This is a genomic window from Anaerohalosphaera lusitana (assembly GCF_002007645.1).
GTDB lineage: Bacteria > Planctomycetota > Phycisphaerae > Sedimentisphaerales > Anaerohalosphaeraceae > Anaerohalosphaera > Anaerohalosphaera lusitana.
On the sequence record NZ_CP019791.1, the window covers coordinates 2,645,926 to 2,672,628 of the forward strand.

The window sequence follows — 26,703 nt, forward strand, 5'->3', positions numbered from 1 at the left end:
ATATTAGATGGCTAAGGTAAAACTCCCTGACGGGAAAACGCTCGAGGCGCCGGACGGAAGTACGGCGATGGATTTCGCACAGCAAATAGGTCCTGGACTTGCAAAGGCTGCAGTCGCGGCTCGCATTGACGGCAAGCTGATCGATATGGACACACCGATAAACGGTGAAGCAGATTTCGAGATCGTTACAGCTAAGGATGAGACCGGGCTCGAGGTCATTCGCCATAGCTGTGCGCATGTAATGGCTGAAGCGATCACCAGCATCTGGCCGGACGCTAAGCTGGTCTACGGCCCGACCGTTCGTGACGGCTTCTATTACGATATAGATCTGGATGAACCGATTAGACCCGAAGATTTCTCCCGCATCGAAAAGAAAATGCAGGAGATCATCAATGAAGATCTGCCGTTCGAGAGGATTGAGCTTGACCGCGAAAAGGCGCTCGAAAGGGTTGCGGGTCACAGGTACAAGACCGACAACATCCATCGTGCGGACGGCGATGTGATCAGTTTTTACTGTCAGGGCGATTTTGAGGACCTGTGTCGCGGGCCTCATGTGCCGAGCACGAAAAAGATCGGTGCATTTAAGATAATGAGCGTGGCAGGGGCGTATTATCGCGGCGATGTGCAGGAAAAAATGCTCCAGCGTGTCTACGGAACCGCCTGGCATGATAAGAAAGCTTTGAAAAAACACCTCCAAAGGCTCGAAGAAGCCAAGAAACGTGATCACCGCGTGATCGGCAAGCAGATGGACCTGTTCAGCTTCCATGACGAGGGGCCCGGTTTTGCGTTTTTGCATCCTAACGGGATGGTGCTTTGGAACGAGATCATCGATTTCTGGCGCAAAGTGCACCGAAAGTACGGTTATTCGGAAATAAAAACACCGATCATTCTCAATGAAGCACTATGGCACAAGAGCGGGCACTGGGATAATTACCAGGAGAACATGTATTTCACCAGTGTCGATGAAAAAAACTACGCCATAAAACCCATGAACTGCCCCGGCGGGCTGCTCGTTTATAAGAGCGGCAAGCATTCTTATAAAGAGTTCCCCCTGCGGATGGCTGAGCTCGGTCTGGTCCACCGATATGAACCCAGCGGCCAGATGCACGGGCTCGTGAGAGTAAGGCAGTTCACGCAGGATGATGCACATATTTACTGCATGCCAGAGCAGATCGAAGGTGAGATCATCGGCGTGATCGAGCTTATTCAGGAGATGTACCAGGCCTTCGGGTTCAAGGATTATCATATAGAGCTGTCCACCAAGCCCGAAAAGCATATCGGATCGGACGAGATATGGGATATCGCGACAGATGCCCTACGAGGTGCACTGGAGCACAAAGGCATCAAATATGAGGTCAACGAGGGCGACGGCGCTTTCTACGGCCCGAAGATCGATTTCCACATTGAAGACTGTCTGCAGCGTTCATGGCAGCTCGGCACGGTCCAGCTTGATTTCTCCATGCCTGAGCGTTTCGAACTGACCTACACAGCCAAGGACAATACCGAAAAACGCCCGGTCATGATCCACAGGGCGATACTCGGTTCGCTCGAGCGTTTCCTCGGCATTCTGATCGAGCACTTCGCGGGCGCATTCCCGCTTTGGCTCGCACCGACACAGATGAGGATCCTGCCGATCAGCGAGAAAACAAACGATTACGCCGAAAAGTTGAGTAAAATGTACTCCGATGCGGAATTGCGTTGCGAGGTCGACACATCTGACGAAAAGATCGGTGCCAAGATCGCCCGCGCCCACGGTGACCGCGTGCCGTATATGCTGGTCGTTGGGCCAAAAGAAGCAGAAGAAAACAGCGTAGGTGTTCGTATGCGAGGCGGAAAGTCCACGAAAACCGTCAATGCTGAGGAGCTGATCGGGATCGTAAGCTCAAAAATAGTAGAAAAAAGCGAAAATCTTGACTTCTAATACTCGCAGGACTGATATATATTACTTGTGTATCCGGCATCACGTTAGCCGGGTGAATTGAAAAGCCTAGTTAAATATGAGGTGAAGGACTATTAGTAAGCAAAAACCTAGAATCAACGAGAGGATCCGGGTCAAAGAAATTCGTCTGATCGACGAGTCCAACAATCAGATAGGTGTGGTACCGACTCAGGAAGGATTGTCGCGAGCTCGCGATGCAGGATTGGATCTTGTTGAAGTTGCTCCCAACAGCAAACCTCCCGTATGCAAAGTGATGGATTTCGGTAAGTGGCTGTACGAGCAGAAGAAAAAGAACAAGCAGTCGCAGAAAAAGCAACACGTTGTTCACCTTAAAGAGGTTCGCTTGCGACCAAAGATCGACCCGCATGACCTGGGTATCAAGGTGAAAAAGGCCCGCAAGTTTCTTGAGAAGGGTGATAAGGTGCAGTTCAGCATGCTCTTCCGCGGCCGGGAGATGATACACGTTGATCACGGCCATGAGATGATGAAGGATATTCTGGAGACGATCGAGGACCTGGCAAAGGTCGAACGGCCGCCCAAGATGGCTGGCCGCAGACTTACGATGGTCGTTGCTCCGGATGGCCATAAGTAGCAAGGCACAACGTTTCATCGTTTGATCGTTGAAAAAATATACAGGAAGACCTTTAAACGGTTCCTCTGGCAATCGGATGAACTGGTTGAGGGTCTTCTTTTTTATCAAGCCAGGAGCCTGGGGATTGGTGACCTTGACTGCCAATAATTTTGCGTCTGTCTGCGATAAAAGGTTGACGCTCCGTTAGAAGTGTAGTATATTACCGGGCTCATACTAAGTTTTGGAACTGTAAGTTGTTTAAAAGGAACTGGTTAGATGCCAAAGCAAAAGTCTCACAAGGGTCTTTCCAAGAGAGTCAAGTTGACCGGCAAGGGCAAAGTAAGACGCAAAAGAGCCAACGGAAGCCACCTGATGAGCACGAAAGACGCTCGACGTCGTCGTCGCATCAGCAAGGCTTGTGTTGTTGAAGGCGTCGTGGCCGACAAGATCAAGGCTGCTCTGGGAAAGTAACGACGTAAAAAAGATTTGCCGTTCGCTTCCCGGCTACTATCGGCTGCCGTAGCGAGCGGGGTACTCTGTACATGAAAGGAAAGCTGATATGCCAAGAGTAAGAAAAGGCGCAGCAAGGCGCAAGGCACACAAGCGTGTGCAAAAGGGTGTAAAAGGTCATCGCAGTGCAGCGGGTCGTCTTCACCGTCTCGCCAAAGAGGCAAACGTCCGTAAGGAAGTAAACGCACGCGTTGGTCGTAAGCTCAAGAAAAGAGACTATCGCGGGCTGTGGATCATCCGTATCAATGCGGCATGCCGTGAACGTGGTATCCGCTACAGCCAGTTCATCAACGGCCTCAAGAAGGCTAATATCGAAGTGAATCGCAAGATGCTCAGCGAAATCGCTATCGCTGACCCTAAGGGCTTCGATACAATAGTAGAACAAGTCAAGGCGGCGCTTTAAGGTGCCGCTTTTTTTCTGCATCAAGTGAAGTTAGCGGAACAGATATGCTGGACAAATTCCAACAGATAGGCGACAAAGCACGGCAGGCTCTCAAAAACATAAGCAATTCCGAGGAACTGGAGCAGTTCAGGATTAAATACCTCGGACGCAAAGGTGATATTACCGGCATGCTCAGTCAGATCGGTAAATTGGCACCTGAGCAGCGCAAAGAGGGCGGTCAGCTTGCAAATAAGATAAAGAAAGAGATAACAGCCTCTTTCGAAGAGCTTAAGAAGACGCTCGGTACGACCACAAAGAAAGCCGGTCCTCAGATAGACGTGACTTTGCCGGGCATACCTGTCGAACGAGGCAAACAGCATGTCATCACGCAGACGATCACCTCACTGCTGGAAATTTTCGGCAGGATGGGCTTTGACGTAGCCTACGGACCAGAAGTTGAAGACGAATGGCATAACTTCATCGGTCTCAACATTCCGCCTGATCACCCGGCAAGGGCTCCTGAAGACAATTTCTACGTAGATGATCAGCGTTTGCTGCGCAGCCAGACATCCACGATCCAGATACGTGTTATGGAAAAGGAGAAGCCTCCGATAAGGATCGTCGCACCAGGTCGCGTTTACCGGCCAGATACGGTTGACGCTACTCATATGTATATGTTCCATCAGATTGAAGCGCTGGTGGTTGATGAGGGCATAACTATGGTTGACCTCAAGACCAGTGTGGATCAGTTCATCCATGCTTTCTTCGGGGCGAACACCAAATGGCGTTTCAGGCCGAGCTTCTTCCCGTTCACCGAGCCGAGCTGTGAGATCGACCTGCTTTGGGTTGACAAGAACGGCAACGAGGAGTGGATGGAAGTCGGCGGTTGCGGCATGGTTGACCCGAACGTTTTTGATGCTGTCGGTATCGACAGCGAAAAGTACACAGGTTGGGCATTCGGCTTTGGTATAGAGCGTCTGGCCATGAGGAAGTACGGAATCACTGACATCAGGCTGCTTTTCGAGAACGATCTGCGATTCCTCGATCAATTCTAGAAGCGGCTCATCGGGTCTCAAACAGGTTCGCAAGACTTGTACAGGGGAAACAGCAATGAATAGCGTTCTGGTTACGGGCGGGGCTGGTTTCATCGGAAGTAATTTCGTCCGGATGGTTCTGGCCGAGCATCGCGAATGCAAGGTCATAAACCTTGATAAGCTCACTTACGCCGGGAACCTTGAGAACCTGGCGGGATTCATGGAAGACTCTAACCATGAGTTCGTGCGCGGCGATATTTGCGACGGATTGCTGGTTGAACGCTTGCTGGAAGAGTATTCCGTCGATGCCATAATAAACTTCGCAGCTGAAAGTCATGTCGACCGCTCAATAATGGAACCCGGTGTTTTCATCGAGACCAATGTTAAGGGTACGGTTGCGCTGCTCAAGGCTGCTCTGGATAAGGGTGTGGGCAAGTTCGTGCAGGTTTCCACTGATGAAGTATATGGTTCGCTCGGCCCTGAAGGATTATTCACAGAAACAACGCCGCTGAGCCCCAACTCGCCGTACTCGGCCAGCAAGGCTTCTGCTGATCACATGGTCGCAGCATTCGGCCACACGTGGGAATTGGACTATAATATTACGCGCTGCTCGAACAACTACGGGGAGTACCAGTTCCCCGAAAAAATGATCCCGCTGATGATAAACAATGCTTTGAACGATAAACCGCTTCCGGTTTACGGTGACGGTATGAACGTGCGTGACTGGCTTTACGTTTATGATCACTGCACCGCGATCTGGCAGGTCCTTACCAAAGGAAGATCGGGGGACATTTACAACATCGGCGGCAACAATGAAAAAACAAATCTTGAGGTAGTAAAACGTATCCTCGACCGGCTTGGCAAAAGCGAGGACCTCATCACCTTCGTTAAGGATCGTCCCGGTCACGACCGCAGATACGCTATCGATTCTAGCAAGATCATGAGTGAGTTGGGATGGAAGCCTTCAGTTACATTCGAAGAAGGCATCGGCAAGGCTATAGACTGGTATCTGGAAAACCGTAAATGGCTGGAGCATGTAGTCAGCGGCGAGTACGAGAAGTATTATGACCAGATGTATGATGGTCGATAGCACTTCTTCGATATATCTATTTATGCTTCTTTTTATTTAACCTTTCGGCTGTGCGCTGAGCCGATTTGCGGGCAATAAGTTTCCTCTCTGGCACGAGCTTGGGATTGCTGCGCAGATAAGCCTTGAAAAAACGCATGCGGTCAGTCGATGACAACACATCGCTGTGGAGCATGTTTATCTGCACGAGGTTTTTCAAAATCAGCTTTCGTGGGATCCTCATGTATTTGCGCGTGCGCTCATTGTCAAGGAAGAAGAACTGCCACCGATCATCGGTTTTCCTGGCAAGTACATTGCCCGGCCGAAGGTCCCCGTGCGAGATATTCGTCGCATGCATTCTCCCGATTGTCTCGCCAAGCTGTTCGATGAACGATCTCCGCTCCAAATGCGATGAACTTTTTGCAAAGGCCTGGACATGTTCGTAGAGATCAGGCGCATGATTTACAGCTTCAGTAAACGTAAAATTCTCCAGAACGAACGGGCCCAGCTTCAATTCACCGACAGCCACAACCGGCGGAGCATTCAAGTCATGTTCAGCAAGCATCTTCGCAGCCTTTAGAGATCGCACAGCCCGCGATGGTCTAAAGGCATGTTTCAGGAAATCGGTCACAGAACGGTGTAGATACTGTTTAAAATACAGTTCCACCGGCCTGCCCGCAAATCCAATTTTACACCGAAACACTCTCGCAGATGTTGAAGCATTTACACGTTCGAAAGGGCCCCTGACATTTTCAAAATGCGGTCCTCTCGGCAACCGGCGAAGTGTATCAACCGGGAAGCCATCGTCGATGAATAGTTTCCAGCCGGACAACTTAAGTCTGTTCATACTCGAGCTGCTGTTACTCATGACCAACGATCGCAACCCCCAGTTTGTCAGCCAACTGTATCGTTTCAGGCTTATCCAATATGAGCGTTTTACCCGCCTCTACGACCATACATGATGCGCCATTTTCAGCCAGATTCTCGACGGTATCCGGGCCCACGCACGGCACGTCAAACCGCATGTCCTGATGAGGCTTGGCGGCTTTGATCAAAGTCCATCGGCCTTTCGGACATAGCTCGCCGGCACGCTTGATCATCTTCGCGGTGCCTTCGATAGCCTCAACCGCAATGATATCCTTCTCACGAATCGCAACTGCCTGACCAATGTCAAGTTCACCCAGTCTTTTGACAATCTGCCAGCCGAACTCTATATCCTCTTTGATCGTCGCACCAGGCTGGGTCTTCGTCATGACGCCTTTTTCGGCGATGTGTTCTTTGCAGTACATAGTTGAATCCTCCAGTATTATGTCACCGCTTGCCAGTTCCGCAGCTATGGCGTTAAGCACTGTGTCATCCCGTTTATCCGTCTTGCCCAGCCGCCAGTACCATATCCGAAGAGCACGCCAGTCAGGCAGATACCGGATAATCCGCCAGGGCGTATACATGGCTGTTTTCTTGACCCGGCCGACCATGATGGTGGATGAAACGCCTTGTTTGCGAAGCTTCCGCATCCAGCCTGCGGGTCTGGTGACCACGCCCTCGAAAAAAACATCCGTATGATCTGCAAGTTCAGGGTCCGCGCTGTCTGCCAGGCCTACACATACCACCCGCAAACCTGCGCGTCTGGCCCCATCCGCTACGAGAAAAGGCAATCTGCCTTCACCGGCGATCAGACCCAGAGTTTGTTTAGGAGTTCGTGACGGCATCAGTGAGTGTCGACTATTTTATTTGATCTTCAGCTTGCGTTCGACGGCCTTGAGCCTTTTCCGCATCTCGGGCAGTGAAAGCGAGCTCATCATTATACGTTTGGCTTTGCCTGCTTCAACCGCCGGGGTGCCCAGCACAGTTGCACCATCCGGAATATCATTGCCGACACCGGCCTTGGCACCGATCTTGACCATGTTGCCGATCTTGATGTGTCCGACGACACCGACTTGACCACCGAGCACACAATGGTGTCCCAGCGTTGTAGATCCGGAGATGCCGACCTGCGGAACCAACAGGCAGTGCGGACCGACGCGGGTGCCATGACCGATCGCGACCATATCACCGATTTTTGTGCCCTTCCCGATCACGGTGTCGTCCAGGGTGCCGCGTTCGATGGAGCCGTTCGCGCCTATCTCAACGTCATCTTCCAGGATCACCCGTCCGATCTGCGGAATTTTGTGATGCTCGCCGTTATGCGTCGCAAAGCCGAAGCCGTCAACGCCTATTGTCGCGTTCGCCTGAATGATCACTCGATCACCGACCCGCGTATTATCATAGATCACGACGTTCGGATATATGATGCAGTCATCACCGACCGAAGCATCAGGACCAATGAATGCATTCGGATAGATGGTGCAGTTGTTCCCTATTTTGACATTTTCGCTTACTGTTGCTCCGTGTGCTATCTGCGTGCCTTCGCCGACATTTGCAGATTCAGCGATAAAGGCTCGTTCGCTGATACCGGTCGATGGATGCTTGCGGTGCCCGTGGATCAGCACTAAAATCTGCATGAATGCGTAGTATGGGTCCTCTGCTATGAGCAGGGATGCGGGAGAGTCAGTCTCTTCCGACGTTATAACAGCACCGGCAGACGTGGTCTTCAGCAGCGGCAAATATTTCTTGTTGCTAAGAAAAGTTATCTGATTTGGCTCTGCATTTTCCAGGGTCCCAACTGATTCCACGACCAGATCGGGATCGCCTGCGACCTTTCCGTCAACGTGCTCGGCCAATTCTCTGAGTGTGATGCCATGCATAGCAATTTTCCTATATTAGTTATCGACGAGCGTTGATTATAGCGATATGGAGGCCTGCGTCAAAAGTTTTGTGATGCTAACATGGACCGGTCTTCGCCAGCAACTCATTGAGAGAATGCTCAACGTCTTCGACTGCCGCAGGATTTGGTTCGTCAAAGTCAACAGGTTCGACGGCTATCGCATGTGAGTGCGGCCCTGCCGGCTTGTAGAGGGCAGGATCGGTCGGTCCGAACACCGTAATTGCGGGCAGGCCGGATCCCGCGGCTAGATGAGCGATACCGCTGTCATTGCCCACGAAGGCCTGAACCGTCGAAAGTATCTGCATTATTTCGAGCAGTTTGTAGTTTTCTGCAACTGTATGTTCGTCATTGATCCTATTCAATGCGGCCTTGTTTAGATGCTCCTTTTCAGCAGGTCCAATGATAAAAACCGGGACCGAGCCGTTTTTGCGCACCTTCTCAGCAAGTGCAAGATAATTGTCAATATGCCAGCACTTGTACTTGCCGCCGCTACCCGGGTGAATCCCTATGACCGGCTTATCCGGATTGACACCGAGCGATTGAAGGATAAAGCGTCCTGCCTGCTTGTCATCCGCAGTTGGCGTAATCAATTCGGTATTAAGACCAGCCGAAAGGCCCTCGCATTGCAAGCCGTTGGCTTCACAATATTGGTCGATATAACTAACTGCGACATGCCTATTCTGGCCCTCGGCCGGATGCATGCGTATCGTAGTGACCTCTGCGGAACGAGAACAGTAGACGGTGAATATCAGGTTGGATTCGAATGAGCCTCCGGGCTCTCCGAGGAGGCTGACGATATAATCGTAGTGGCTGAAATCGCGTATGAGCTGATCATGCTGATCGAGCTCAAATTCGTCCGGACCGACAAACAGACGGTGCATTGCAATTGAGTTGATCGACCGGACAACGTCGACGCAGGTGCGCTTCGGATAGAATGACACGTAGTCGCTGTTTGCGATCATGTCCAGCCTGGCAAGGCTTAACCGTTCCTTGAGAAAACGAGCCAGAGGCAGCGTCAGGATGCAATCTCCTATCGCTCCGGGATTTATGATGGCGCCCGTCATTCCCTGATTTTTTGTACGGACATTTTCTTCTATAACCACAAGATGCGTCTCCGTGAGTGAAATTGACTGTCAGTCAGATGAATCTATCCAGGCCCCTCCGACAAGTCGCCACCTGCCTTTTTGCTCCACATAGATCGCAGCGGTCTGGCCGGGGGTTATTGCGAACACCGGCTCATCAAAGCAAACCCTGACCTTATCACCGTCAGGGTAGACGGTACAAGTCTGGCCCTTATGATTGTAGCGAACTTTTACCTTTGCGCGGAACGGCTCTGAGGGCGTATCGATCAGCCAGTTTGTGCCGGATCCGAATAGTTCACGTTTGAGAACGGCGGGCTTTTCTGCCAGGGTCACGGTGTTGGATTGCGCATCCAGCTTGGACACGTATGCAGGCTTACCCATCGCTACGCCCAGCCCTCGTCTCTGGCCGATAGTATAACGATGAATGCCCGGGTGATCGGCCAGCTTATTGCCGTCAATATCCTCGATCCTGCCCCGTCTGCTCAAGTCGGGACATCTTTCTTCGAGCAGCGCGATATGGTCATCATCCGGGATAAAACAGATTTCCTGAGAATCCGGTTTGTTCTCTATGTGAAACCCGAATTCTGCCGCCAACTGACGGGTCTGATCCTTTTCTCGCGATGAGATAGGCAGCAGTATGTGCGGCACGACCTGCTTGTCGATCATTGCAAGAACGTATGACTGGTCCTTCGCCGAGTTGCTTGTTTCGTATATTGCTGCGTTGTCCGACTCATGTTCGATCTCAATATAATGACCGGTAGCGATGAAGTCACACCCTTGCTCTAGCGCGAATTTCCACAGCCGACCGAATTTTATCTCGCGATTGCAGTATACGCATGGATTGGGAGTCCGTGCCCGGCGATACTCATCGCAAAAATAATCTATGATATTTTCGAAATCCTTACGAAGGTCAAGAACGTGCAGTATGATCCCTAGCTGTTTTGCGATCTGTTGAGCATCCGCGCAAGCGCCTTGAGCATGATCGTTGGTGACCATGAACGCGCCTTCGCACTCGTACCCTTTTTTTAGCAGAAGGGCGGCAGCTACGGAAGAATCCACGCCGCCGCTCATGGCTATTAATACTTTTTTCTTTTCAGACATATTTACTGAAACTTCTGATATTTACTCGTCTTCTTTCTTATCGAACAGTCCCTTTAGTCCTTCCCCGATATCTTTTCCCTTTTCCATGATATCTTTGCCCGCATCCGAGCCGTTCTTGAGCGTGTCCTCTCCAAGCTTCAGAGTGTCCTCGAGCAATTTCTGGCCTTGCTCAAATGGCAATTCCTCAAGCGTTCCTTTGAGCGATTCAACCATATCTGCCGGGAAAAGATCGCCAGCCTGCTGAGCGACTCCTTCTGCGATCGCCGTCAGGATCAGAGCGGACAGCCTCGCCACACTCATTTTATCCTCGGTCCCAAGGTCCTCCATCTCAATTGGTGCCAGTTTAAGTTCGACAGTATCCGCCTGGCCCGGAACAGGCAGCAGTTTGGCACGCACCTTTACGCTGGACAGAGTCAGCTTCTTGATCAGCAGATTCTTACCTTTTGTCTCTTCGGTGGGTTCTTCGGGACCCTTTTCACTCTTTGGCAGATTGTCCAGAACTGTTTTAAGATTGTTGGTCAAACCCTTCTGCTCGATGGTCAGCGTTATATCATCGAAATTCATAGTATCGATCGTGACCGTGTCGGAGAATAAGGAAGGGGTATCTAGATCGACATCCGCATTTCCCATTTCGAGCAGCGTCGGTGTCTCAAATCCCTCTGGGTTTGCCACATCGAGATCACTGATATCAACGGAACCCGCAAATAAACTTAACGAAAGATCGCCAACTGTTACGGGCACATCGAGCGTTTTGGACGCACCTTTTTCAACTCCTCTACGGATCATGCCGTCACCTGCAACAGCGAAGATGATCAGCAAGATCACTACTGCAGCTAATACTCCGACTACGATCCTTCTAACCAGTTTAACTTTTTTCATTGCAGGTTCCCTTTCAAATTACTGGTTTACTCTCGACCTCATATTTTTTACGAAATCTTCAGGAATGTTGTAGCCCAGCTCCTTAGCATTGAGTGCATGGGCGATGGCTTGTTCGTAGTTTGCAAGTCGATAGAAGCTCACAGCAAGGTTGAAGTGTGCCTCAGCCAGCTCCGGATCTATCCTCAGTGAATCCAAATAACAGTCCGCAGCAGACTCATGGTCCTCGAGCTTGGAGTAAGTTACGCCGAGATTGTATATGATGTTGGCGTTTTGCGGGTGTATTTCCAGGGCACTTCTGTATGACTCGGCGGCCCGCGGATACTGCTCTGTCTTCATGTAGGCGTTTCCAAGGCTGGCCCAGGCTGATACGTTTGAAGGGTCTATGCCAAGAACTTTGCGGTATGCTGCTGCTTCGTCCTGAGTCCGTCCCAGTCTTGCAAATACCAGCCCCAGTGCCATATGAGCGTCCACACTGTCCGGCTTGATCGCGGCTGCTTTGCGAAGCTCAGACAGTGCGTTATTCAGGTCGTTCGCATCCAGCCAGGTCATCCCCAGGCCAAGCACGGACTTGAAGTGTTCATTGTCGAGCCGTACAGCTTTGCGGTAATGAAACAAAGCGGAATTAAGCTTATTGTCCTGCCGATAGAATTCGCCCAGTTGTGAGTGTATGTCCGCACTATCCGGATTTATTGCTGAGGCAGCCTGCAGTTTTTCAATCGCGGTAGATACCATACCCTTTTTATAGTAGGTGCTCGCAAGGCCTTGCAAGGCGGCCGTTGATGAAGGGTCGATCTCCAGCGCGGTATTGTAAAGCTCAATTGCACGATTGTCATAGCTGTCCGCGACCAGCGCGTGACCGTAATTTATATAGGTCCGTGCGTCGGTGGGCAGTATATCAAGAGCTATGCGGTACTGCTCCATCGCATGTCCCGGCCAGCCCTTTTCGAGGTAAATGTTGCCCAGATTTGTATGTCCTTCCGCAAGGTCAGGAGCTATGGAAACGGCGTTCTCCAGTGCCCACTGAGCGTTTTCCACCTCGCCCACGTTCAGGTACGAATTGCCCAGGTTATTGAAAAAACACCCAAGTGTTTCGACATTGCTCAGGTTACGCAAATATATGGTATTTTCGTCTTCGGGAACTTTGAATTTCTCGCGATAGTGACCGTCAGTCGCCGTAGCTCCGCCGCTGGTTGTCTCAATGTTGATGCGGGTTCGGCCGTCGTCATAGCGAACGAAGAAATGGCCCGGCACAACCACCCCGTAAACAGGCATGCCGATTCGCTCAGCCACCGCCATGTAGAGCACCGAAAGACTCAAGCAATATCCGCGTTTTTTCTCGATCACAGAATGAAGAAACAGGTCTTCCGGATCATCTGCGGTAGGTACTGCCTTTATCTTTAGCGTCTTGAAAAGATGCTTGTTTATGACTGGAATAGCCCGCTCATCCGCTGGTACGTGGGCATCCTCCATCAGATCGAGGATGTCTTCTGCAATGTCATCTATTTCACGCCTGTAAGAGTTGACCAGTTTCCTCGTTCCCCACTCACGCGAAAGAGCGAGCGCCGCAGTTCCTATGTCTATCTCATCGTCATCGAGTCTGAGTGTACGCTCGATGGAATAAGTACGCAGGCCGTCTTTGCGTGAATTTGCCAGGGTTCCAGCCGCATTCGCCGCATTTTGACACAAGGTCAAAGTCGTCAGTATGAGAAACGCATATAAAAATCTTCTCATTTGTCACTCCGGATCAATAACTAATTCCGCATGATTTAAAGGTCTCAACTACCTTATCGGCAGAAATCCCGGAAACGCAAAGCTGTTTTACAGGGTTTGTCTGGCCGGCCACTACGGAAACGTCCGTTTTTCTGATACCGAAAAGCTTAGCAATGAACTCGGTCAGGCATTTGTTGGCCTTGCCTTTCTCAGGAGGAGCGGCAACCTTGACCTTGATCATGTCACCAAGTATCCCGGCCAGGTCTGTTTTACTGGAGCCGGGCACCACTTTAACGGTAAAATGCACCCCGTCGGCCTGTGATGTTATGTTCAGCCGCCCATTCACGCGTTCTCCCTCAAACTCCCCCCAATGGCAAACTGGATGTACCTTTCGATCTGATTTGCAAGCTCGCCTACCGAATCGAGCTGGAAATCCTCGTAATGGCCCGGCGCGAATTCACCGTTTAGGGCTTTTTTATAGATCTTTACCCGGACCATAGGCAGAGAACAGTTGATATTGCTGTAATCCGTGTTGGTATGCTTGGTAAGTTCAACCCGCCATTCATCGCTGACGAATACAAGGCACTTGCCGGTATAGACAGCAGTCGGGAAAAACTCGTAAAGTGCTTTCAGGACATCCATTTAGGTCTCTCGCAAAGTGAATACTGCTTTTGGGAGTCAGGTCCTGACTATGATAGCTTAACGCGGAGGCTAATTCAAGGCGCCTGTCAACTCTTTTACACTGGAAATGCCGTGTTCAACGCAGTAATTCTCTATGCCCTCAACGATCTGAGCAGAAGCTGCAGGATTCGGGAAAGAAGCAGTACCGACGGCAACAGTTGTGGCGCCTGCAAGTATGAACTCTATCGCGTCCGATGCTGTTGTGATTCCGCCAAGACCCATTAGCGGTATGCCGGCCGGTTTTGCGACTTCATTATACACTTTATTCACCAGATAAACTGCGATCGGCTTGATGGCCGGGCCGGAAAGTCCGCCGGTGCGGTTTGCCAGAACGGGGCGGCGGGTTTCAATGTCGATCGCCATTGCTGTGAACGTATTCACAAGGCTCAAAGCGTCCGCGCCGCCGTCGATAGCTGCCTGGGCGGTAACCGAAATATCTGTGACGGTGGGAGTGAGTTTGACCATCAGCGGCTTGTTTCCAGCTACCTTTTTAACATGTTTTGTTATGTTTTCGATCTGTTCGGGGTCGGTGCCGAACGTTATGCCGCCTTTTTTGACGTTAGGACAACTGATATTGAGCTCAAAACCCGCGATGGCATCAATTTTTGCCAGCTTTTCCGTCACCGCGACATAGTCATCTATTGTCTGGCCCGCCAGATTCACGAAAACCGCCGTGTCAAGCTCCTCGATCAGCGGAATTTTTTCGTCTAGAAAGCGGTCCAGGCCGATATTTGCCAGGCCGATCGCATTGAGCATGCCCGCATCAGTCTCGACTATACGAGGCGTGGGGTTGCCTTTTCGAGGCTGCAGGGAAATGCTTTTTGTGATGAATCCGCCCAGTGCGGCAACGTCCATAAAGGGTGAAAGCTCATCCGCATACCCGCAAGTTCCCGAGGCGGTAAACACCGGGTTTTTCAGGTTTATGCCTGCAAAATCCACAGAAATGTCCAAGTTTTTCCTCATTTTTCCGACTTTTGTAAAGTTCTAAAATACCAGTTCCCGCGCGTCAAAGATCGGCCCGTCCTTGCAGCAGAGCTTGTAGACTGTTTCTTCTGAGGCGGGAGTACGGACTTCAATCGCACAACTCTGGCAAAGGCCGATACCGCATGCCATCCTGCGTTCCATGGAGACCTGGCAGGGCAAATCATGTGAAATCGCGATTTTTGCGACCTGAGCCAGCATCGGTTCCGGGCCGCAGGTGTATATTACAGTGCTTCCGGATTTGGGATCGTTGGTACGGATCCAGTTCTCCAAAGCCTGGGTCACAAATCCCTTCATACCGATCGACCCGTCATCGGTGGCGATATGGGCGGGTACGTCACATCTTGAGAACTCAGCCAGCTCGGTGTCCCTCTCCGGGGCTTCAAGCAACTGGTAGGGGAGGTCCTCCTTTGATTTTGCCCCGGCAAACGCTACAACGTTCATATCCGGGAAGTTTTCGCGAAGGTAAAATCCGAGGTGCTGCAAAGGCGGGGCACCCATGCCTCCGGCGACCAAAAGGGCGTTTTTGGTGCCTTCCGGCACGCTGAAACCGTTGCCCAAAGGTCCAATTACTGAAACCGAATCTCCGGGTCGCAGGCTTGTCATCCTCACGGTTGCAGGGCCGAGCACGCAAAAAAGTATGTCTATCTCTATCGCGCCGGGATTGTCCTTGCGGATATCTGCAAAGCTGAAAGGGCGTCTGAGTATAATGTTTCGCTTGCAGGCATCGACAAGCTTAGGCGGTATCTTTTCTAGCGGCGGAAGCGATACGGCGGTAAGATCCAGTTCGGCGAACTGGCCGGGAACTGCGTCTGCGAAGGCCTTTGAACCAACTTCGTCCAGTTGGAAAGTCGTTCTGTGGTACAACGGACCGATCTCTATGCTTTCGAGAACGTGAGCGGTGAAGATCGTGTGTTTATGATTACAACCGTTTCCCATATTTCTGCTTCCAAAACCGTCTAGTGTCTCAGGTCATAAAAAAACTTCCGGAATAGTCATCCACGATATTCCGGAAGTGCGCCACGGCAAAGAAGAAGCCGCAAAAATCTAATTTGATGTAGTGGATAAGACATTTGTCCTCCACAGCTAAAGTCAGTATAGCAACAGGTTGTTTGGTTGTCAATAATGCTGCTTTTGAAAAAGGATAAAAAGGCGTAAATTTTTATAAAGTCCTATATTTGCAGGGTTTATAGTGCAGGAGCTGGCGTCGCTATATATGAAGATCACGCATGACGGCTATTTCGACCTGCTTAGTCGTTACCTTGAATTTATCAGCAGCCTGTCGGCATTTGTCGAATTCTGGCTTGGCTGTCACAACGCAGCCTCCAAATTCGGCGATTTTGACAGGTATCGTGCCGAATTCCGTATCAACTTCAACAAAACGGCGTTTCAGGATGCTTCTCTGGAGTGCTTGCCTTCTTATCCCGAGCGTAATGCCATGACTGAACATGATTGCGGTCAGATTCTGCTCACAATCCGGCTCACATATGACCGATAACATTACAGCCGGTCGGCTCTTTTTCATATATATAGGCGTCGTAAACACGTCCAAAGCACCGTTATCCAGCAAAACCTCACAAATATCGCCGATCTGTTCCCCTGTAAGATCATCAATATTGGTCTCCAGAAGGCAAATCGTATCGGTGTCTGTTTCTTTTGGTTGGTCGATGCAGCCAATCATTATGCGAAGTGCGTTTGGGAGCTTTTCATGATCGGCGGTACCTGCTCCGTAACCGATATTTTCTATTGCCATTTGTGGGGGCGGACCGAATTCGGTGACAAAATGGGCGATTATAGCTGCGCCGGTGGGTGTGAGCATTTCAGCCTCGACCGGGCCGGGGCGAGTGGGTACGGAAGCTTTTTGAAGTATCTCCGCAGTAGCCGGTGCGGGAACCGGCATTTGGCCGTGTGCGCATTTCGTCATTCCGAAGCCGACAGTAACCGGACTGCAGATGACTTTTTCTATGCCCAGCAGGTCCACGCAAACGCATGCACTGATGATATCGACGATGGAATCAACGGCCCCGACTTCGTGAAAGTGGATTGTCTCGCGGGTTTTATTGTGTACTTTGGCCTCGGCATCTGCAAGTATCTCGAAAATCGAGACCGCGTCCTTTTTGGCACGCTCTGATATGTCACTTTGCTCAATTATGTTTACAATATCAGGCAGGTGCCTGTGAGGTTGTTCTTCAGAGGCTGTGGGTTTGAAATGGCAGCACGAGATGCCTGACCGCATGACTTCGGTTATCTGTATCTGCAGGTCGGGCAGTTTCAGACTTTGGAGCTTATCTATCAGAGATTCTTTATCTGCACCTGCATGCAGCATTGACGATGTGAACATGTCGCCGGCGGCGCCTGCGAAGCAATCTAAATATGCGATCTTCATAAAACTTTATCCTGAGAATAAGTATTTTGTTGAATTATGCACTAGTTTCAGGCAGTTTCAAGATTAAAGAAAGGCAAGCTATTGAATTCTGCTGTTCTTCATGATAAAAAATTGGCTATGTTTGAACGGATTCAAAAAGAAAAGTTTAGTCGGCGGGCGTTTTTTGTTCTGATCTTTGCTTTGGCTTCGGCCACTTATGCCGGAGTTAATTCGCAGATCACGCAAATCCTCAACCGAAAGCATTGCAGCGGGGTCGATTTTGCGATCAAGATAGTTGATGCCGACAGCGGTGGGCTGCTTTATGAGCAGAACAGTGAAGAGCCGATGACTCCGGCTTCGAATATGAAGCTGGTTACGACAGCGGCTGCCCTGCATTATCTCGGGCCTGAGTACGAATTCAGGACCAGGTTGTGTATGGCCGGGTCGAATGTTGTGGTAGTCGGGGGTGGGGACCCGCTGCTTGGTGACCGCGAATTAGCGAGAAGCTATGACAAGGACCCCGACTGGGTGGTCGATGACATGGTCAAGCGGATCAAGGAACGCAGTATCGAGTCCGTGAACGATATCATTCTTGACAGCACCTTTTTTGACGATAACCGGGTTCACCCAAAGTGGCCCGTGGACCAGCTAAATCGCAGTTATGCGGCCGAGGTAAGCGGTCTTAGCTACAGCAATAACTGTGTGCGTATGACGGTCTCCCGCAAATCGTCAAGAGTTTACATAAATGTAGACCCCGTCAGTAATTATCTTGATCTGATCAACCAGGTGAAGGCGACCAGCAGCGGCAGCAGTGCGGCCGGCGCATACCGTTGCAATATCCCCAACAAGCTGTATGTCAAAGGCCGATGCAGAACGAGTACGGGTTTTGATGTCGCGATAGAGCGGCCTGCACTGTTTTTCGGCGCGGTTCTCAAGAAAAAGCTCGAGGAGGCGGGCATAGACGTTCGCGGTTCGATCTATGAAAAATACTGCAAGCGAGACCCGGAAATTGAGATCGTTGCAGAATACAGAACCCCTTTACTGGACGTTCTCAAGCGATGCAACAAAGATAGTCTTAATATGGCCGCTGAATCACTTGTCAAGACGATCTCAGCGGAGAATACCACAGGCAAGGTAAATGGTGAATGGGAACACGGGCTTGTTCTGATAGGTCGATACCTTAACAGCCTGGGCATTGACGGATCAGAGTTTGTCCTGGATGACGGCTGCGGGCTGAGCAGGGAAAATCGCATAAGCACGAACGCCATTGTATCAGTCCTCGAGAATATACGCCAGCGAGGACGTTGGAACTACTTTCGCCAGACGCTCGCTGTAGGGGGTGTCGACGGAACGATACGAAAGTATTTCCGACAAGCAAAATACAAGGGAAAGATCGTCGGCAAGACCGGCTACATAAGAGGCGTCAGGGCATTTTCTGGCGTGGTCGAAACCGAGAACGGTGATTTCCTATTCAGTATCCTTACGGAGGGCGGCAGCAGCTACGTCCGCCGCGCGATCAACGACATATCAGAGGTTATCGTTGATAATGCTGGTTAAGCACTTGAAAACCGTTGAATTACCTGAATAATTTGCCGAAAAATGGTTTGCTGTTTACGCCAAATTCGGCTATTTTGTCGCTTTGTTCGGACGGAGAACGCGGTCAGCGATAGATTTTTTGCATTTCACTTCCGCACCCGATGCTTCCGAACACCATGTTCATGAATGACTGTTATGCGGTTTTTCTGCATATATGCAGTGAGGATGTGTCCAATATTCAAAAGGAGTTGCTCAATGACTTTAGGTGCAATAGGAATGTTGAACGGGCTCGACCTGGTGATCATAGGCCTGTTTTTCGTTGTGATCATCATGATCGGTCTTATCGTGTCGCGGACAGCAGGCAAGAGTTCTGCGGAGTTTTTCCTTGGCGGGCGAAGCATGCCCTGGTGGCTGCTTGGTGTGTCAATGGTGGCGTGCACGTTCAGTTGCGATACGCCTAACCTGGTGACAGGTTTTGTACGTGAGCAGGGTGTGGCGGCTAACTGGGGCTGGTGGGCGTTCCTGATCACCGGTATGGTTACCGTATTCATCTATGCACAGCTCTGGCGCCGTTCCAAGGTTATGACAGACCTCGAATTCTACGAGATGCGTTACAGCGGCAAGAGTGCTGCTGTCATTCGCGGCTTCCGCTCGCTGTACCTTGGTGTGCTGTTTAACTGTCTGATCATGGGTACCGTTACGCTGGCTGCGATCAAGATCGGACAGGTTATTTTCGGCGTGGACCCGTGGGTGGCAGTGGTATGCGGCTCGATTGGCGTGGTCATCTATGCTACCGCCGGTGGTATCAAGAGCTGTCTCTGGGCGGATTTCTTCCAGTATTCGATCGCAATGGTCGGTGCTGTCTACGCGGCATATGTTGCAGTAAATCAGCCTGAAGTTAATGGGCTCAGTAATCTGCTTACTGCTCCGGGTGTAGAGGGCAAGCTTAGCTGGGCACCCAACTTCGATAACTGGCTGGAGTGGGTTCCGCTGCTGCTTATCCCGGTCGCAGTACAGTGGTGGGCGGTCTGGTATCCGGGTGCTGAGCCCGGTGGCGGCGGCTACATTGCTCAACGTATGCTTTCAGCGAAAAACGAAAAACATGCGATGGGTGCAACACTGTTCTTCAACTTCATGCACTATGCAATAAGGCCCTGGCCCTGGATCGTAGTGGGTCTTGCTTCGATAGCCTGCTATCCGACGCTTGCAGATATTAAGGCGCAGTTCCCTGATATCGATCCGACTTATCTCAAGGCAGATATCGCGTATCCAGTGATGATCTCACGTCTCGGGCCCGGTTTCCTGGGCGTCGTGGTTGCATCTCTGATCGCAGCTTATATGTCCACGATCGGTACGCATCTGAACTGGGGTTCTTCTTATGTGGTCAATGACTGGTACAAGCGTTTTGTAAGGCCTGAAGCGAGCGAGAAAGAGCTCGTATTGGTTGGCCGGCTGTGCACCATTCTTCTGATGGTCATCGCGGCGACGTTTGCTTTGACCTTCCTGCAGGATGCAGTGAGCGCGTTCCAGATCCTGCTTCTTTCCGGTGCCGGTACCGGTGCTATTTATCTGCTCCGCTGGTTCTGGTGGCGGATCAACGCCTGGAGTGAGATCGCGGCGATGGTAGTTGCAACGATACTCGCTTGCTGGGTTGTGCTGGGCGTTGGTGACGAAGGTACACTCAAGTGGTACGTAGATAATTCTGTAGTCGAAGACCAGGTTATGGCGATCCAGGACACTGACCTGGCTGGTGATATCTCGACGACTGTTGATGAATCAAACGAGAAAACCGCCGAGCTCAAAGCTGATGTCGAGAAAAAGGTCGAAATATGGCGTGACGCTCGTGAAGAAAGCAAGCTTGCCAGGGACCGTGCAAGATACAGATATGATGAGGCCCTGGATGCTCAACAGGCACACAAGTCTGAGCATACCACAATGGCACTTGTAAAGGCGGCAGGCGGTTTCAATTATGACTATTCGGTCAAACCCGCAAGTGAGATCGAAGAGCAGCTTAAAAAAGACGAAGCTACCTATGCAGAGGTGACCGGCAAGTTCGAGCAACTGCAGGATGCGTACACAGACGCAAACGCTAAACTTGCTGTCGCTGAAGACAAATACGAGGAAGCCTTGTTCTCGGTTGATGACTGGGACGCACCTGTTCTTGTAGAAGCTCGTGACGCTTACAAGCAGGCTCAGAAAGATGCGGCTCAGGCTCGCAAGGATTATGACAGGTATTTCGCAGATTATGGCCAGACGACAGCTATTGCTCAAGCTGATACTGAGATGCCGGCGTGGGGCGAATCGTTCCAGAAATTTGTCAAGGGCCACGGCGACGGCGTCAAAGCTGTCATAAAGAACGGCAGCGTCTATGTATACGACTCCGCGATAGAAGGACTCGTATTCTCTGTAAAGCTGCTGTTTGTCGTAATAGTAGTTTCCATTTCGTGGATCATAGCGACGTTCGTTACTCCGGCAGTAGATAAGGAAACGCTGCGAAGCTTCTACAAGCTATGTCATCCGGGCGGTCCCGGCTGGAAGAAGGTCGTGGAAGATGCTCGTAAGGACGGTGTGGAGATCGACGAGGTCAACGCAGTTGGCGACTGGAAGCTGCCACTGCAGATACTTTGTGTATTCCTTGGCTGCGTGGCGATCTACTCATGCCTGTTCTCCGTTGGTAACTATGTATACGGCAACGTCGTATGGGGCACAGTGCTGCTTGTTGTGACAATCATATCGACGATCATTCTGTTCAAGAGCTTCGGCAAGATGAAGTTCGAAGTAGATAAGCAGGAAGCATAACGACCATTTCAGGTACTGCCTGATTATACAGAAAGTTGATGGCGGGATCGGACTTGTGTGCCGGTCCCGCTATTTTTTGCATGTAAAGGGTTAAGTTATGTCGAACCATAGGGTGTGCGGGCTGATTGTATTTCTAGGTATTTTCGGCTGCCTTTTGGCGGATGATGCGTTTGAGTTTGATAGGGAGGTAAGGCGATTTGCCGGCAAGAGTACCATATCGTCTGGCCTAGTTGCGCAGTCAGACGATAGTTCCGTTCGTGATGTGTCGGCAGATCAAAATTCATACCCGCATTGTAGCAGTGAATCTGACGATGCCAGCTCTAAGGTGAGTCCGGCATTTGATCCGAATACTTTCGCGGATAAGCTTGAGTATCTCGGAGTTGCGGTCGAAGAACCGGGCTGGCATGTATGGGGGACGTCGCCCGTGATGGCGGATGATGGCAAGGTGCATCTGTTCTGTGCGAGATGGCCGATCTCTGCAAGGTTTGATCCCGGCTGGCGAATAGCGTCGCAGATCGCTCATTATGTCGGCGATGGTCCTGAAGGGCCGTTCAAGTTTTCCGATGTTGCTTTGAGCGGTACGGGCAAAGATACGTGGGACAAGACCGGTGTGCACAATCCTGCTATACACCGCGTGTGCGATAAGTACGTTCTGCTTTATATCAGTAATACAGGATTGGAGGGGCATCCGGCGAATCAATGCATTGGCATGGCTACGGCCGATTCGCCTTATGGACCCTGGCAAAAGGTTGGCGAGGATGGGCTGATACTTGCGCCTCCGGAGGATGAGAGCTATTGGAATTATGGTTCAGGTTGCGGAGTGAACAACCCGGCGTTTCTGCAACACCCGGATGGGCGGTTTTTCCTGTTCTTCAAGTCCAGGCCAGGCAACAGAGGCGGTACTAAGATGGGGCTTGCGATCGCAGATAAGCTGGAGGGGCCTTATGTACAAAAACGCAAGCCGATAACTGCTAACGATAGGGCGATTGAGGATGGGTATGCGTTCGCTTCTGGCGGCAAGATATACCTGCTGACTACGGATAATCACGGCATGCTCAAAAGAGGCGGCGGGCTGCTCTGGGTTTCGGATGATGGTGAGAATTTTGAATCCATACCAAGGCCGGGCTTTGATCTTTTCGCGAATTATTTGCCAAGTGAAGACCGCTCTCAAGCAAAACGCATCTATGGTGGACAGTTAAAATTCGAACGACCTCAGGTTTTGATGATCGACGGGAGACCAGCGTACTTGTATATGCCCAGTGGATTCAATATCAAGGGCGGCAACGGAACGATCAGTCATGTTTTACGAGTCAGATATTGATTTGTGGCCCCATTTGGAAGTACGATTGGGATGGAATTGCAGAAGTCCGAAATGTAATTTTTGTGGGGGATTTTTGGGAAAAACTTGTTTGCGTTTGCCTGCAATTTGGGTATATTAGCAAACCCTGTTGGCTGTGTTTGTACCCTCGTATTGGACACTTGTTGACAAAGGGCCCGTAGCTCAGCGGTTAGAGCAGGGGACTCATAATCCCTTGGTCCGGGGTTCGAATCCCTGCGGGCCCATAAATGTAACTCTAGGCCAGTCAAGCACTTATGCGTGACTGGCTTTTTTCGTTTTCTCTCAAAACAGGGGTGTGCAACAGATTTGCAACTGAAAACTGCTGCAGAGCCTGCTTACTTGCACGCCTGGTACGGTCCACAAGGTCGTCAGAAACCGCCAGATAGAACTTCCTGGTGGTCTCAAAACTTGAATGACCTGCCATGTTCATCACGTCCAGTTCACTCAGCCCTGACCTCAGCCAGTTCGTCAGACACGTCCTGCGCAGATCGTGGAAGGTTGTGCCCTCGATGTCCGCCTGCTTGCAGATTCGCCGCCATTGTCTGTCAAAGTTGTTCAAGGGGCTGGTCCCATCTGTCTGCGACCAGTCACTGCCAGCACGCTTCTGCTGAATCGTCGCATAACGTTCTTGCGATATGAACACATATGGCAGCCCATCGGGACTCTCTTCACGTGCAGTCCCCAGCAGCGTTACAAGCTCCTCAGTTAGAGGCAGGTTGCGTCTCTCGGCGTCTTTTGGTGTCCATGCCCCCATGCCCAGGTAGAGTCTGTATCGGCTTTCGGGGGGACTGTGGCGGTTTTGGCGTTCGTGTCGATATCCGACCATGTCAGATTCAACAACTCGCCTCTTCTCATGGCAGTACCCAGCGCCATGCGGAGCAACAGATCCCAATCCAGTGTGCGACATTCGACAAAACTGTTCGCTGCCCTGAGCAACGCGATTATCGCATCGCTGTCGAGTACATTGATCGACTGCGGACTGTATTTCGGCGTTTTGACCCACCTGAAGGGATTATCGTCAAGCTGGCCCCGCTGTACGCAGAGCTGAAATATCCGCTTGATGTGCCGGATCTTCTTGGCTGCAGTTGCAGGCGTTTGCCCGTCATCAAGGCAGTACTGCACCAGGCGTTCGCCATGTTCGTGACGGACAGACCGGTAGTCAATGTCTCCCACAGCTTTGACCAGGGTTTTCATCGCGCTTTTTGCTATCAGCATGCTGCTTTCCTTTACCTGACTTTGAGTCCGGGTCTCGTAGTCCTCAAACAGTTCCATCAGTTTCATCGGAAGCGATTGACGATCTCCCATTCTCAAGTGACGTTCGAGTCTGGCCCTTTCCTGTTCAGCCTTTCGCTTGGTTGCATGGCCGAGAGATTTCTGTCTGCGTTTGCCATCTTCATCGATGTAAATGAGATAATATGTAAAACTTTTGCCGTCTCTTGTACCCGATCTGCTATTAACGATAAGCTCTGGGTGATTACATCTTGAGCTTCTTTGGAGTCTTATATCACATTGTGACCAGTATTATCACTTTAGGTGACAGGTATGGCCTTGAAATGCAATAAAATGCGGATAAGCTAAAAGTTGTGCCACATATCGACTATCACATTCTATTAGCTTTTATCCTATAGGCTGAGAGATAAACAAGGTTACGGCAGTCCATTAACCTACTGTAGCATAGTTAAATGTGAGTGTTATTTATATTTCTTTGTGAATATTGTGCCTTCATCAGTAATAGACAGGTGAGCAATGGAAATACTAAATGAATAATGATAGCCAAAAAACTAATTCGGAACAATTTGTTGCCTTATTGGTGCCTAATCAGCGAAAGGTCCAGGCCTTCATCCTGATGTTGGTGCCAAACAAGACAGATGCTGATGACATTTTTCAGGAAACTATCTGTGAGATGTGGAACAAATTCGGCGATTTTCAGCCCGGTACCGATTTCACTGCCTGGGCGGTGACAATAGCCAAGTATAAGGTGCTTGCATTTCACAAAAGGAAGAAAAATTCCAAACTGATGTTCAGCTCCAGGGTCAGTGACTTGCTTGCTTCAGTTGCCAGTACAAAAGTTGAAAGATTGCACGAGCATGTAGATGTTCTGCGGCAGTGTCTTGGCAAATTGTCCAAAAAGGAAGTGTTTTTGCTCAAAATGCGGTATGAGGATCAGTTGACATTCAAAGAGATGTCAGCACGGACAGGGAAACAGCCATCCGGCCTTCATCGCATGATGGCGACAATCCATTCCAGGTTGGCTTTGTGTGTCCGCCGGACCTTGAGGCTTGAGGAGGTTTCATGAGAGCTGATCCAAAATTGATGTACAAGGTCTCTGATCTGACCCTCCGATCGTTGAATGGGACGCTGGATGAAAAAGGGTTGAAGTGCCTTGAGGGATTGCTTGAGACCAGTCCTTTGGCCATGGAGTACTATACAGAGATAGTACTGACGTATGTGGGGTTGGACGATAGCGAGGGTATTCTGGGACTTCAGGAAGCGGACAGGGTTTTTGACCGTGATTTATGGCAGGCCCTGGCTGAGGAAGAGCAGATCGCTCCTGCCGTTGTTTTAGAAAAGTCGGACAAGCAGACAGAAAAGACTGTTAGACAAGTAAGGCCGGTATCACGAATACATTTCAAGTCCAGGCGAACTGTGTCGCGGCTTGCTGTCTACACGCTTGCTGCTTCGTTAAGCGCGATCATGCTTTTTATGGTGATGATCTTGTTTACGTCTCCTCAACCGGATATCGCAGTCTTGACGGATTCGATAGACGCCGAATGGGAAGGATTCGACGGTTTATCGGTTGGTAATACGCTTAGAGAAGGCGAGCTGACACTGGTCCGAGGATACGCCGAGATTGAATTCAACGAAGGTGCTATAGTCACTCTTGAGGCCCCAGCCAACATAATCCTCGACAGTGAGCGAGAGATTACGGTTAATCGAGGAAAAGCTTATGCTTATGTCCCACCTGAGGCGGTTGGTTTTTCAGTGAGTACCCCCGCAAGCAGGGTTGTCGACCTTGGTACAGAGTTCGGTGTTGCGGTAGGGCAGGATGGAACCAGTGAACTGCACGTTTATAAAGGAGAAACTTTCCTTATAGCCGGGCGAGGCGAGGCCAAAAACACCCGCAATCTAAAGGCAGGCTCTGCAAGCCAGGTTGATTATGCTACAGGGAATGTAGTTGAAATGGAAATAGATGACTCTGCTTTTGTTAGAAAGATAGATTCGCAGAGTAATTTTATATGGGACGGCAGAAACCTGAACCTTGCCGATATTGTCGGAGGTGGTAAGGGATTTGGCGGGGGCAGGTTAAGACACGGCGTACCGCATCCAAAGAGTAAAATTAAGCCTGGGCTGGAGGAAGGGTCAGCATATGTTTTGGTCGACAAGAATAATTTGATCGACGGAGTTTTCGTGCCTAACGGCGAAACTCAGATAAGTTCTACAGGTCTTGTGTTTTACGATTGCCCGCAAACCTCGGGATATGTTTACACTTCGGTCAGCTATGGTATGCCACAGGGAACCAGTGAGGATGATAAAATGATGACGCTTAACGGCCTTGACTACGAGACTGAATCAAATCCTGCGATATCTATGCATGCAAACCTTGGTGTCACGTTTGATCTTAACAATATACGAACTGAAATTGGAAGCTTGGGAATTTCCGGGTTCAAAAGTCTTTGTGGAGTTGCTGACAGGGATGATACGGTAAGAAGTTCAGTTGGTTTCTACGTTCTGGTGGACGGTGAAAAAAAATTCCACAAGCTAATTCCAGCGCAACAAGAGATCGCTGAAGTGGACATTGATTTGTCGCCTGATGATCGCTTCCTGACGTTAATAACAACTGATGCCGGTGACGGTCAGCCTTCCGACTGGGCAATGTTTGCCGAGCCTGTGCTTGTTTTGGACGCTGAACGGCGAGAGTGATCTTTTGATGGTGATTGCGATGGGACAGTTTGTTGTAATTAAG

Annotated in this window: 25 protein-coding genes and 1 tRNA gene; 12 read left to right on the forward strand and 14 right to left on the reverse strand. The window is 50.4% G+C overall.

Translation table 11 applies throughout. The features are described 5' to 3' along the window. Positions 1 to 7: 7 nt before the first annotated feature. The 6 genes from thrS to rfbB all read left to right on the forward strand — a co-directional run bounded on the left by thrS (position 8) and on the right by rfbB (position 5,526). On the forward strand, positions 8 to 1,921 hold the full coding sequence (thrS, locus tag STSP2_RS10750; protein ID WP_146662551.1) for a threonine--tRNA ligase: 1,914 nt from the start codon (positions 8 to 10) through the stop codon (positions 1,919 to 1,921). 91 nt (positions 1,922 to 2,012) lie between these two features. Further along, entirely contained in the window at positions 2,013 to 2,531 is a 519-nt protein-coding gene (infC, locus tag STSP2_RS10755) for a translation initiation factor IF-3 (RefSeq protein WP_146662553.1), read from the forward strand. Between the two features lie 255 nt (positions 2,532 to 2,786). Continuing rightward, the gene (rpmI, locus tag STSP2_RS10760) at positions 2,787 to 2,981 is read left to right on the forward strand and encodes a 50S ribosomal protein L35 (protein ID WP_146662555.1); all 195 of its coding nucleotides are present in this window, start codon (positions 2,787 to 2,789) and stop codon (positions 2,979 to 2,981) included. Between the two features lie 88 nt (positions 2,982 to 3,069). Further along, positions 3,070 to 3,423 (forward strand): 50S ribosomal protein L20, encoded by a 354-nt coding sequence (gene rplT / locus STSP2_RS10765; protein ID WP_146662557.1) that lies wholly within the window; start codon positions 3,070 to 3,072, stop codon positions 3,421 to 3,423. Positions 3,424 to 3,467: 44 nt separating this feature from the next. Continuing rightward, a complete protein-coding gene (gene pheS / locus STSP2_RS10770) occupies positions 3,468 to 4,457 on the forward strand; it encodes a phenylalanine--tRNA ligase subunit alpha (RefSeq protein ID WP_146662559.1) in 990 nt (329 codons plus the stop codon). A 55-nt stretch (positions 4,458 to 4,512) separates the two neighbouring features. Further along, the gene (gene rfbB, locus STSP2_RS10775; protein WP_146662561.1) at positions 4,513 to 5,526 is read left to right on the forward strand and encodes a dTDP-glucose 4,6-dehydratase; all 1,014 of its coding nucleotides are present in this window, start codon (positions 4,513 to 4,515) and stop codon (positions 5,524 to 5,526) included. 16 nt (positions 5,527 to 5,542) lie between these two features. Here rfbB and STSP2_RS10780 read toward each other — a convergent pair whose 3' ends face one another. From STSP2_RS10780 to larC, 12 genes are all read right to left on the reverse strand, one after another. Beyond that, entirely contained in the window at positions 5,543 to 6,370 is an 828-nt protein-coding gene (locus tag STSP2_RS10780; protein ID WP_146662563.1) for a lipopolysaccharide kinase InaA family protein, read from the reverse strand. Then, complete coding sequence (locus STSP2_RS10785) at positions 6,363 to 7,211, reverse strand: LpxI family protein (protein ID WP_146662565.1); 849 nt, start codon at positions 7,209 to 7,211, stop codon at positions 6,363 to 6,365. Before STSP2_RS10785 ends, STSP2_RS10780 begins: the two co-directional genes overlap by 8 nt. An 18-nt stretch (positions 7,212 to 7,229) precedes the next feature. After that, positions 7,230 to 8,246: a UDP-3-O-(3-hydroxymyristoyl)glucosamine N-acyltransferase gene (gene lpxD / locus STSP2_RS10790; RefSeq protein ID WP_146662567.1), complete on the reverse strand. Its 1,017-nt coding sequence runs from the start codon at positions 8,244 to 8,246 to the stop codon at positions 7,230 to 7,232. A gap of 76 nt (positions 8,247 to 8,322) precedes the next feature. Further along, a complete protein-coding gene (locus tag STSP2_RS10795) occupies positions 8,323 to 9,369 on the reverse strand; it encodes a glycosyltransferase family 9 protein (RefSeq protein WP_146662569.1) in 1,047 nt (348 codons plus the stop codon). A gap of 30 nt (positions 9,370 to 9,399) precedes the next feature. After that, positions 9,400 to 10,449, reverse strand: coding sequence for a tRNA 2-thiouridine(34) synthase MnmA (gene mnmA / locus STSP2_RS10800; RefSeq protein WP_146662571.1), 1,050 nt, complete (start codon positions 10,447 to 10,449; stop codon positions 9,400 to 9,402). Positions 10,450 to 10,470: 21 nt separating this feature from the next. Further along, positions 10,471 to 11,328, reverse strand: coding sequence for a DUF748 domain-containing protein (locus STSP2_RS10805; RefSeq protein ID WP_146662573.1), 858 nt, complete (start codon positions 11,326 to 11,328; stop codon positions 10,471 to 10,473). An 18-nt stretch (positions 11,329 to 11,346) separates the two neighbouring features. Continuing rightward, entirely contained in the window at positions 11,347 to 13,059 is a 1,713-nt protein-coding gene (locus STSP2_RS10810) for a tetratricopeptide repeat protein (RefSeq protein ID WP_146662575.1), read from the reverse strand. Between the two features lie 13 nt (positions 13,060 to 13,072). Next, positions 13,073 to 13,384: a DUF167 domain-containing protein gene (locus STSP2_RS10815; protein ID WP_169853149.1), complete on the reverse strand. Its 312-nt coding sequence runs from the start codon at positions 13,382 to 13,384 to the stop codon at positions 13,073 to 13,075. Further along, complete coding sequence (locus STSP2_RS10820; RefSeq protein WP_146662580.1) at positions 13,381 to 13,680, reverse strand: hypothetical protein; 300 nt, start codon at positions 13,678 to 13,680, stop codon at positions 13,381 to 13,383. The genes STSP2_RS10815 and STSP2_RS10820 overlap by 4 nt, the downstream gene beginning before the upstream one ends. Before the next feature lie 69 nt (positions 13,681 to 13,749). Continuing rightward, positions 13,750 to 14,682 (reverse strand): dihydroorotate dehydrogenase, encoded by a 933-nt coding sequence (locus tag STSP2_RS10825; protein ID WP_146662582.1) that lies wholly within the window; start codon positions 14,680 to 14,682, stop codon positions 13,750 to 13,752. Between the two features lie 21 nt (positions 14,683 to 14,703). Beyond that, positions 14,704 to 15,639 (reverse strand): dihydroorotate dehydrogenase electron transfer subunit, encoded by a 936-nt coding sequence (locus STSP2_RS10830; protein ID WP_146662585.1) that lies wholly within the window; start codon positions 15,637 to 15,639, stop codon positions 14,704 to 14,706. 271 nt (positions 15,640 to 15,910) lie between these two features. Continuing rightward, a complete protein-coding gene (gene larC, locus STSP2_RS10835) occupies positions 15,911 to 17,086 on the reverse strand; it encodes a nickel pincer cofactor biosynthesis protein LarC (RefSeq protein ID WP_146662587.1) in 1,176 nt (391 codons plus the stop codon). Between the two features lie 117 nt (positions 17,087 to 17,203). Between larC and dacB the strand changes: the two genes are divergently transcribed. The 4 genes from dacB (at position 17,204) to STSP2_RS10855 (ending at position 22,963) form a co-directional block, all read left to right on the forward strand. Continuing rightward, on the forward strand, positions 17,204 to 18,622 hold the full coding sequence (dacB, locus tag STSP2_RS10840) for a D-alanyl-D-alanine carboxypeptidase/D-alanyl-D-alanine endopeptidase (protein ID WP_146662589.1): 1,419 nt from the start codon (positions 17,204 to 17,206) through the stop codon (positions 18,620 to 18,622). A 234-nt stretch (positions 18,623 to 18,856) separates the two neighbouring features. Continuing rightward, positions 18,857 to 21,400 carry a sodium:solute symporter family protein gene (locus STSP2_RS10845; protein ID WP_205847871.1) on the forward strand — a complete coding sequence of 848 codons (2,544 nt, stop codon included), beginning with the start codon at positions 18,857 to 18,859 and terminating at the stop codon, positions 21,398 to 21,400. Positions 21,401 to 21,497: 97 nt separating this feature from the next. Then, on the forward strand, positions 21,498 to 22,721 hold the full coding sequence (locus STSP2_RS10850; protein ID WP_146662591.1) for a glycoside hydrolase family protein: 1,224 nt from the start codon (positions 21,498 to 21,500) through the stop codon (positions 22,719 to 22,721). A gap of 169 nt (positions 22,722 to 22,890) precedes the next feature. Further along, positions 22,891 to 22,963 (forward strand) — tRNA-Ile (locus tag STSP2_RS10855). A 20-nt stretch (positions 22,964 to 22,983) separates the two neighbouring features. On the opposite strand, the gene STSP2_RS17835 is transcribed toward STSP2_RS10855, so the two are convergent. Further along, positions 22,984 to 23,493, reverse strand: coding sequence for a tyrosine-type recombinase/integrase (locus tag STSP2_RS17835; protein ID WP_169853150.1), 510 nt, complete (start codon positions 23,491 to 23,493; stop codon positions 22,984 to 22,986). Then, positions 23,445 to 23,954, reverse strand: a complete 510-nt coding sequence (locus STSP2_RS17840) for a tyrosine-type recombinase/integrase (protein WP_250638151.1) — start codon at positions 23,952 to 23,954, stop codon at positions 23,445 to 23,447. The genes STSP2_RS17835 and STSP2_RS17840 overlap by 49 nt, the downstream gene beginning before the upstream one ends. A gap of 544 nt (positions 23,955 to 24,498) precedes the next feature. On the opposite strand from STSP2_RS17840, the gene STSP2_RS10870 reads away from it, so the two are divergent. Together STSP2_RS10870 and STSP2_RS10875 are read left to right on the forward strand one after the other, a co-directional pair. Next, complete coding sequence (locus STSP2_RS10870; RefSeq protein ID WP_146662596.1) at positions 24,499 to 25,035, forward strand: sigma-70 family RNA polymerase sigma factor; 537 nt, start codon at positions 24,499 to 24,501, stop codon at positions 25,033 to 25,035. Beyond that, positions 25,032 to 26,660: an NPCBM/NEW2 domain-containing protein gene (locus STSP2_RS10875; protein ID WP_146662598.1), complete on the forward strand. Its 1,629-nt coding sequence runs from the start codon at positions 25,032 to 25,034 to the stop codon at positions 26,658 to 26,660. Before STSP2_RS10870 ends, STSP2_RS10875 begins: the two co-directional genes overlap by 4 nt. The last annotated feature ends 43 nt before the right edge of the window (positions 26,661 to 26,703 follow it).

Bases quoted from the DNA above. Each gene is read 5' to 3' on its own strand.
- STSP2_RS10875 (WP_146662598.1), top strand. From the start codon at position 25,032: ATGAGAGCTGATCCAAAATTGATGTACAAGGTCTCTGATCTGACCCTC.
- STSP2_RS10810 (WP_146662575.1), bottom strand. From the start codon at position 13,059: ATGAGAAGATTTTTATATGCGTTTCTCATACTGACGACTTTGACCTTG.
- STSP2_RS10845 (WP_205847871.1), top strand. From the start codon at position 18,857: ATGACTTTAGGTGCAATAGGAATGTTGAACGGGCTCGACCTGGTGATC.
- STSP2_RS10830 (WP_146662585.1), bottom strand. From the start codon at position 15,639: ATGGGAAACGGTTGTAATCATAAACACACGATCTTCACCGCTCACGTT.
- STSP2_RS10780 (WP_146662563.1), bottom strand. From the start codon at position 6,370: ATGAGTAACAGCAGCTCGAGTATGAACAGACTTAAGTTGTCCGGCTGG.
- lpxD (WP_146662567.1), bottom strand. From the start codon at position 8,246: ATGCATGGCATCACACTCAGAGAATTGGCCGAGCACGTTGACGGAAAG.
- STSP2_RS10805 (WP_146662573.1), bottom strand. From the start codon at position 11,328: ATGAAAAAAGTTAAACTGGTTAGAAGGATCGTAGTCGGAGTATTAGCT.
- STSP2_RS10870 (WP_146662596.1), top strand. From the start codon at position 24,499: ATGAATAATGATAGCCAAAAAACTAATTCGGAACAATTTGTTGCCTTA.
- STSP2_RS17840 (WP_250638151.1), bottom strand. From the start codon at position 23,954: ATGCTGATAGCAAAAAGCGCGATGAAAACCCTGGTCAAAGCTGTGGGA.
- STSP2_RS10785 (WP_146662565.1), bottom strand. From the start codon at position 7,211: ATGCCGTCACGAACTCCTAAACAAACTCTGGGTCTGATCGCCGGTGAA.
- rfbB (WP_146662561.1), top strand. From the start codon at position 4,513: ATGAATAGCGTTCTGGTTACGGGCGGGGCTGGTTTCATCGGAAGTAAT.
- thrS (WP_146662551.1), top strand. From the start codon at position 8: ATGGCTAAGGTAAAACTCCCTGACGGGAAAACGCTCGAGGCGCCGGAC.
- STSP2_RS17835 (WP_169853150.1), bottom strand. From the start codon at position 23,493: ATGGGGGCATGGACACCAAAAGACGCCGAGAGACGCAACCTGCCTCTA.
- STSP2_RS10820 (WP_146662580.1), bottom strand. From the start codon at position 13,680: ATGGATGTCCTGAAAGCACTTTACGAGTTTTTCCCGACTGCTGTCTAT.
- STSP2_RS10825 (WP_146662582.1), bottom strand. From the start codon at position 14,682: ATGAGGAAAAACTTGGACATTTCTGTGGATTTTGCAGGCATAAACCTG.
- mnmA (WP_146662571.1), bottom strand. From the start codon at position 10,449: ATGTCTGAAAAGAAAAAAGTATTAATAGCCATGAGCGGCGGCGTGGAT.
- pheS (WP_146662559.1), top strand. From the start codon at position 3,468: ATGCTGGACAAATTCCAACAGATAGGCGACAAAGCACGGCAGGCTCTC.
- rplT (WP_146662557.1), top strand. From the start codon at position 3,070: ATGCCAAGAGTAAGAAAAGGCGCAGCAAGGCGCAAGGCACACAAGCGT.
- STSP2_RS10850 (WP_146662591.1), top strand. From the start codon at position 21,498: ATGTCGAACCATAGGGTGTGCGGGCTGATTGTATTTCTAGGTATTTTC.
- rpmI (WP_146662555.1), top strand. From the start codon at position 2,787: ATGCCAAAGCAAAAGTCTCACAAGGGTCTTTCCAAGAGAGTCAAGTTG.
- larC (WP_146662587.1), bottom strand. From the start codon at position 17,086: ATGAAGATCGCATATTTAGATTGCTTCGCAGGCGCCGCCGGCGACATG.
- dacB (WP_146662589.1), top strand. From the start codon at position 17,204: ATGTTTGAACGGATTCAAAAAGAAAAGTTTAGTCGGCGGGCGTTTTTT.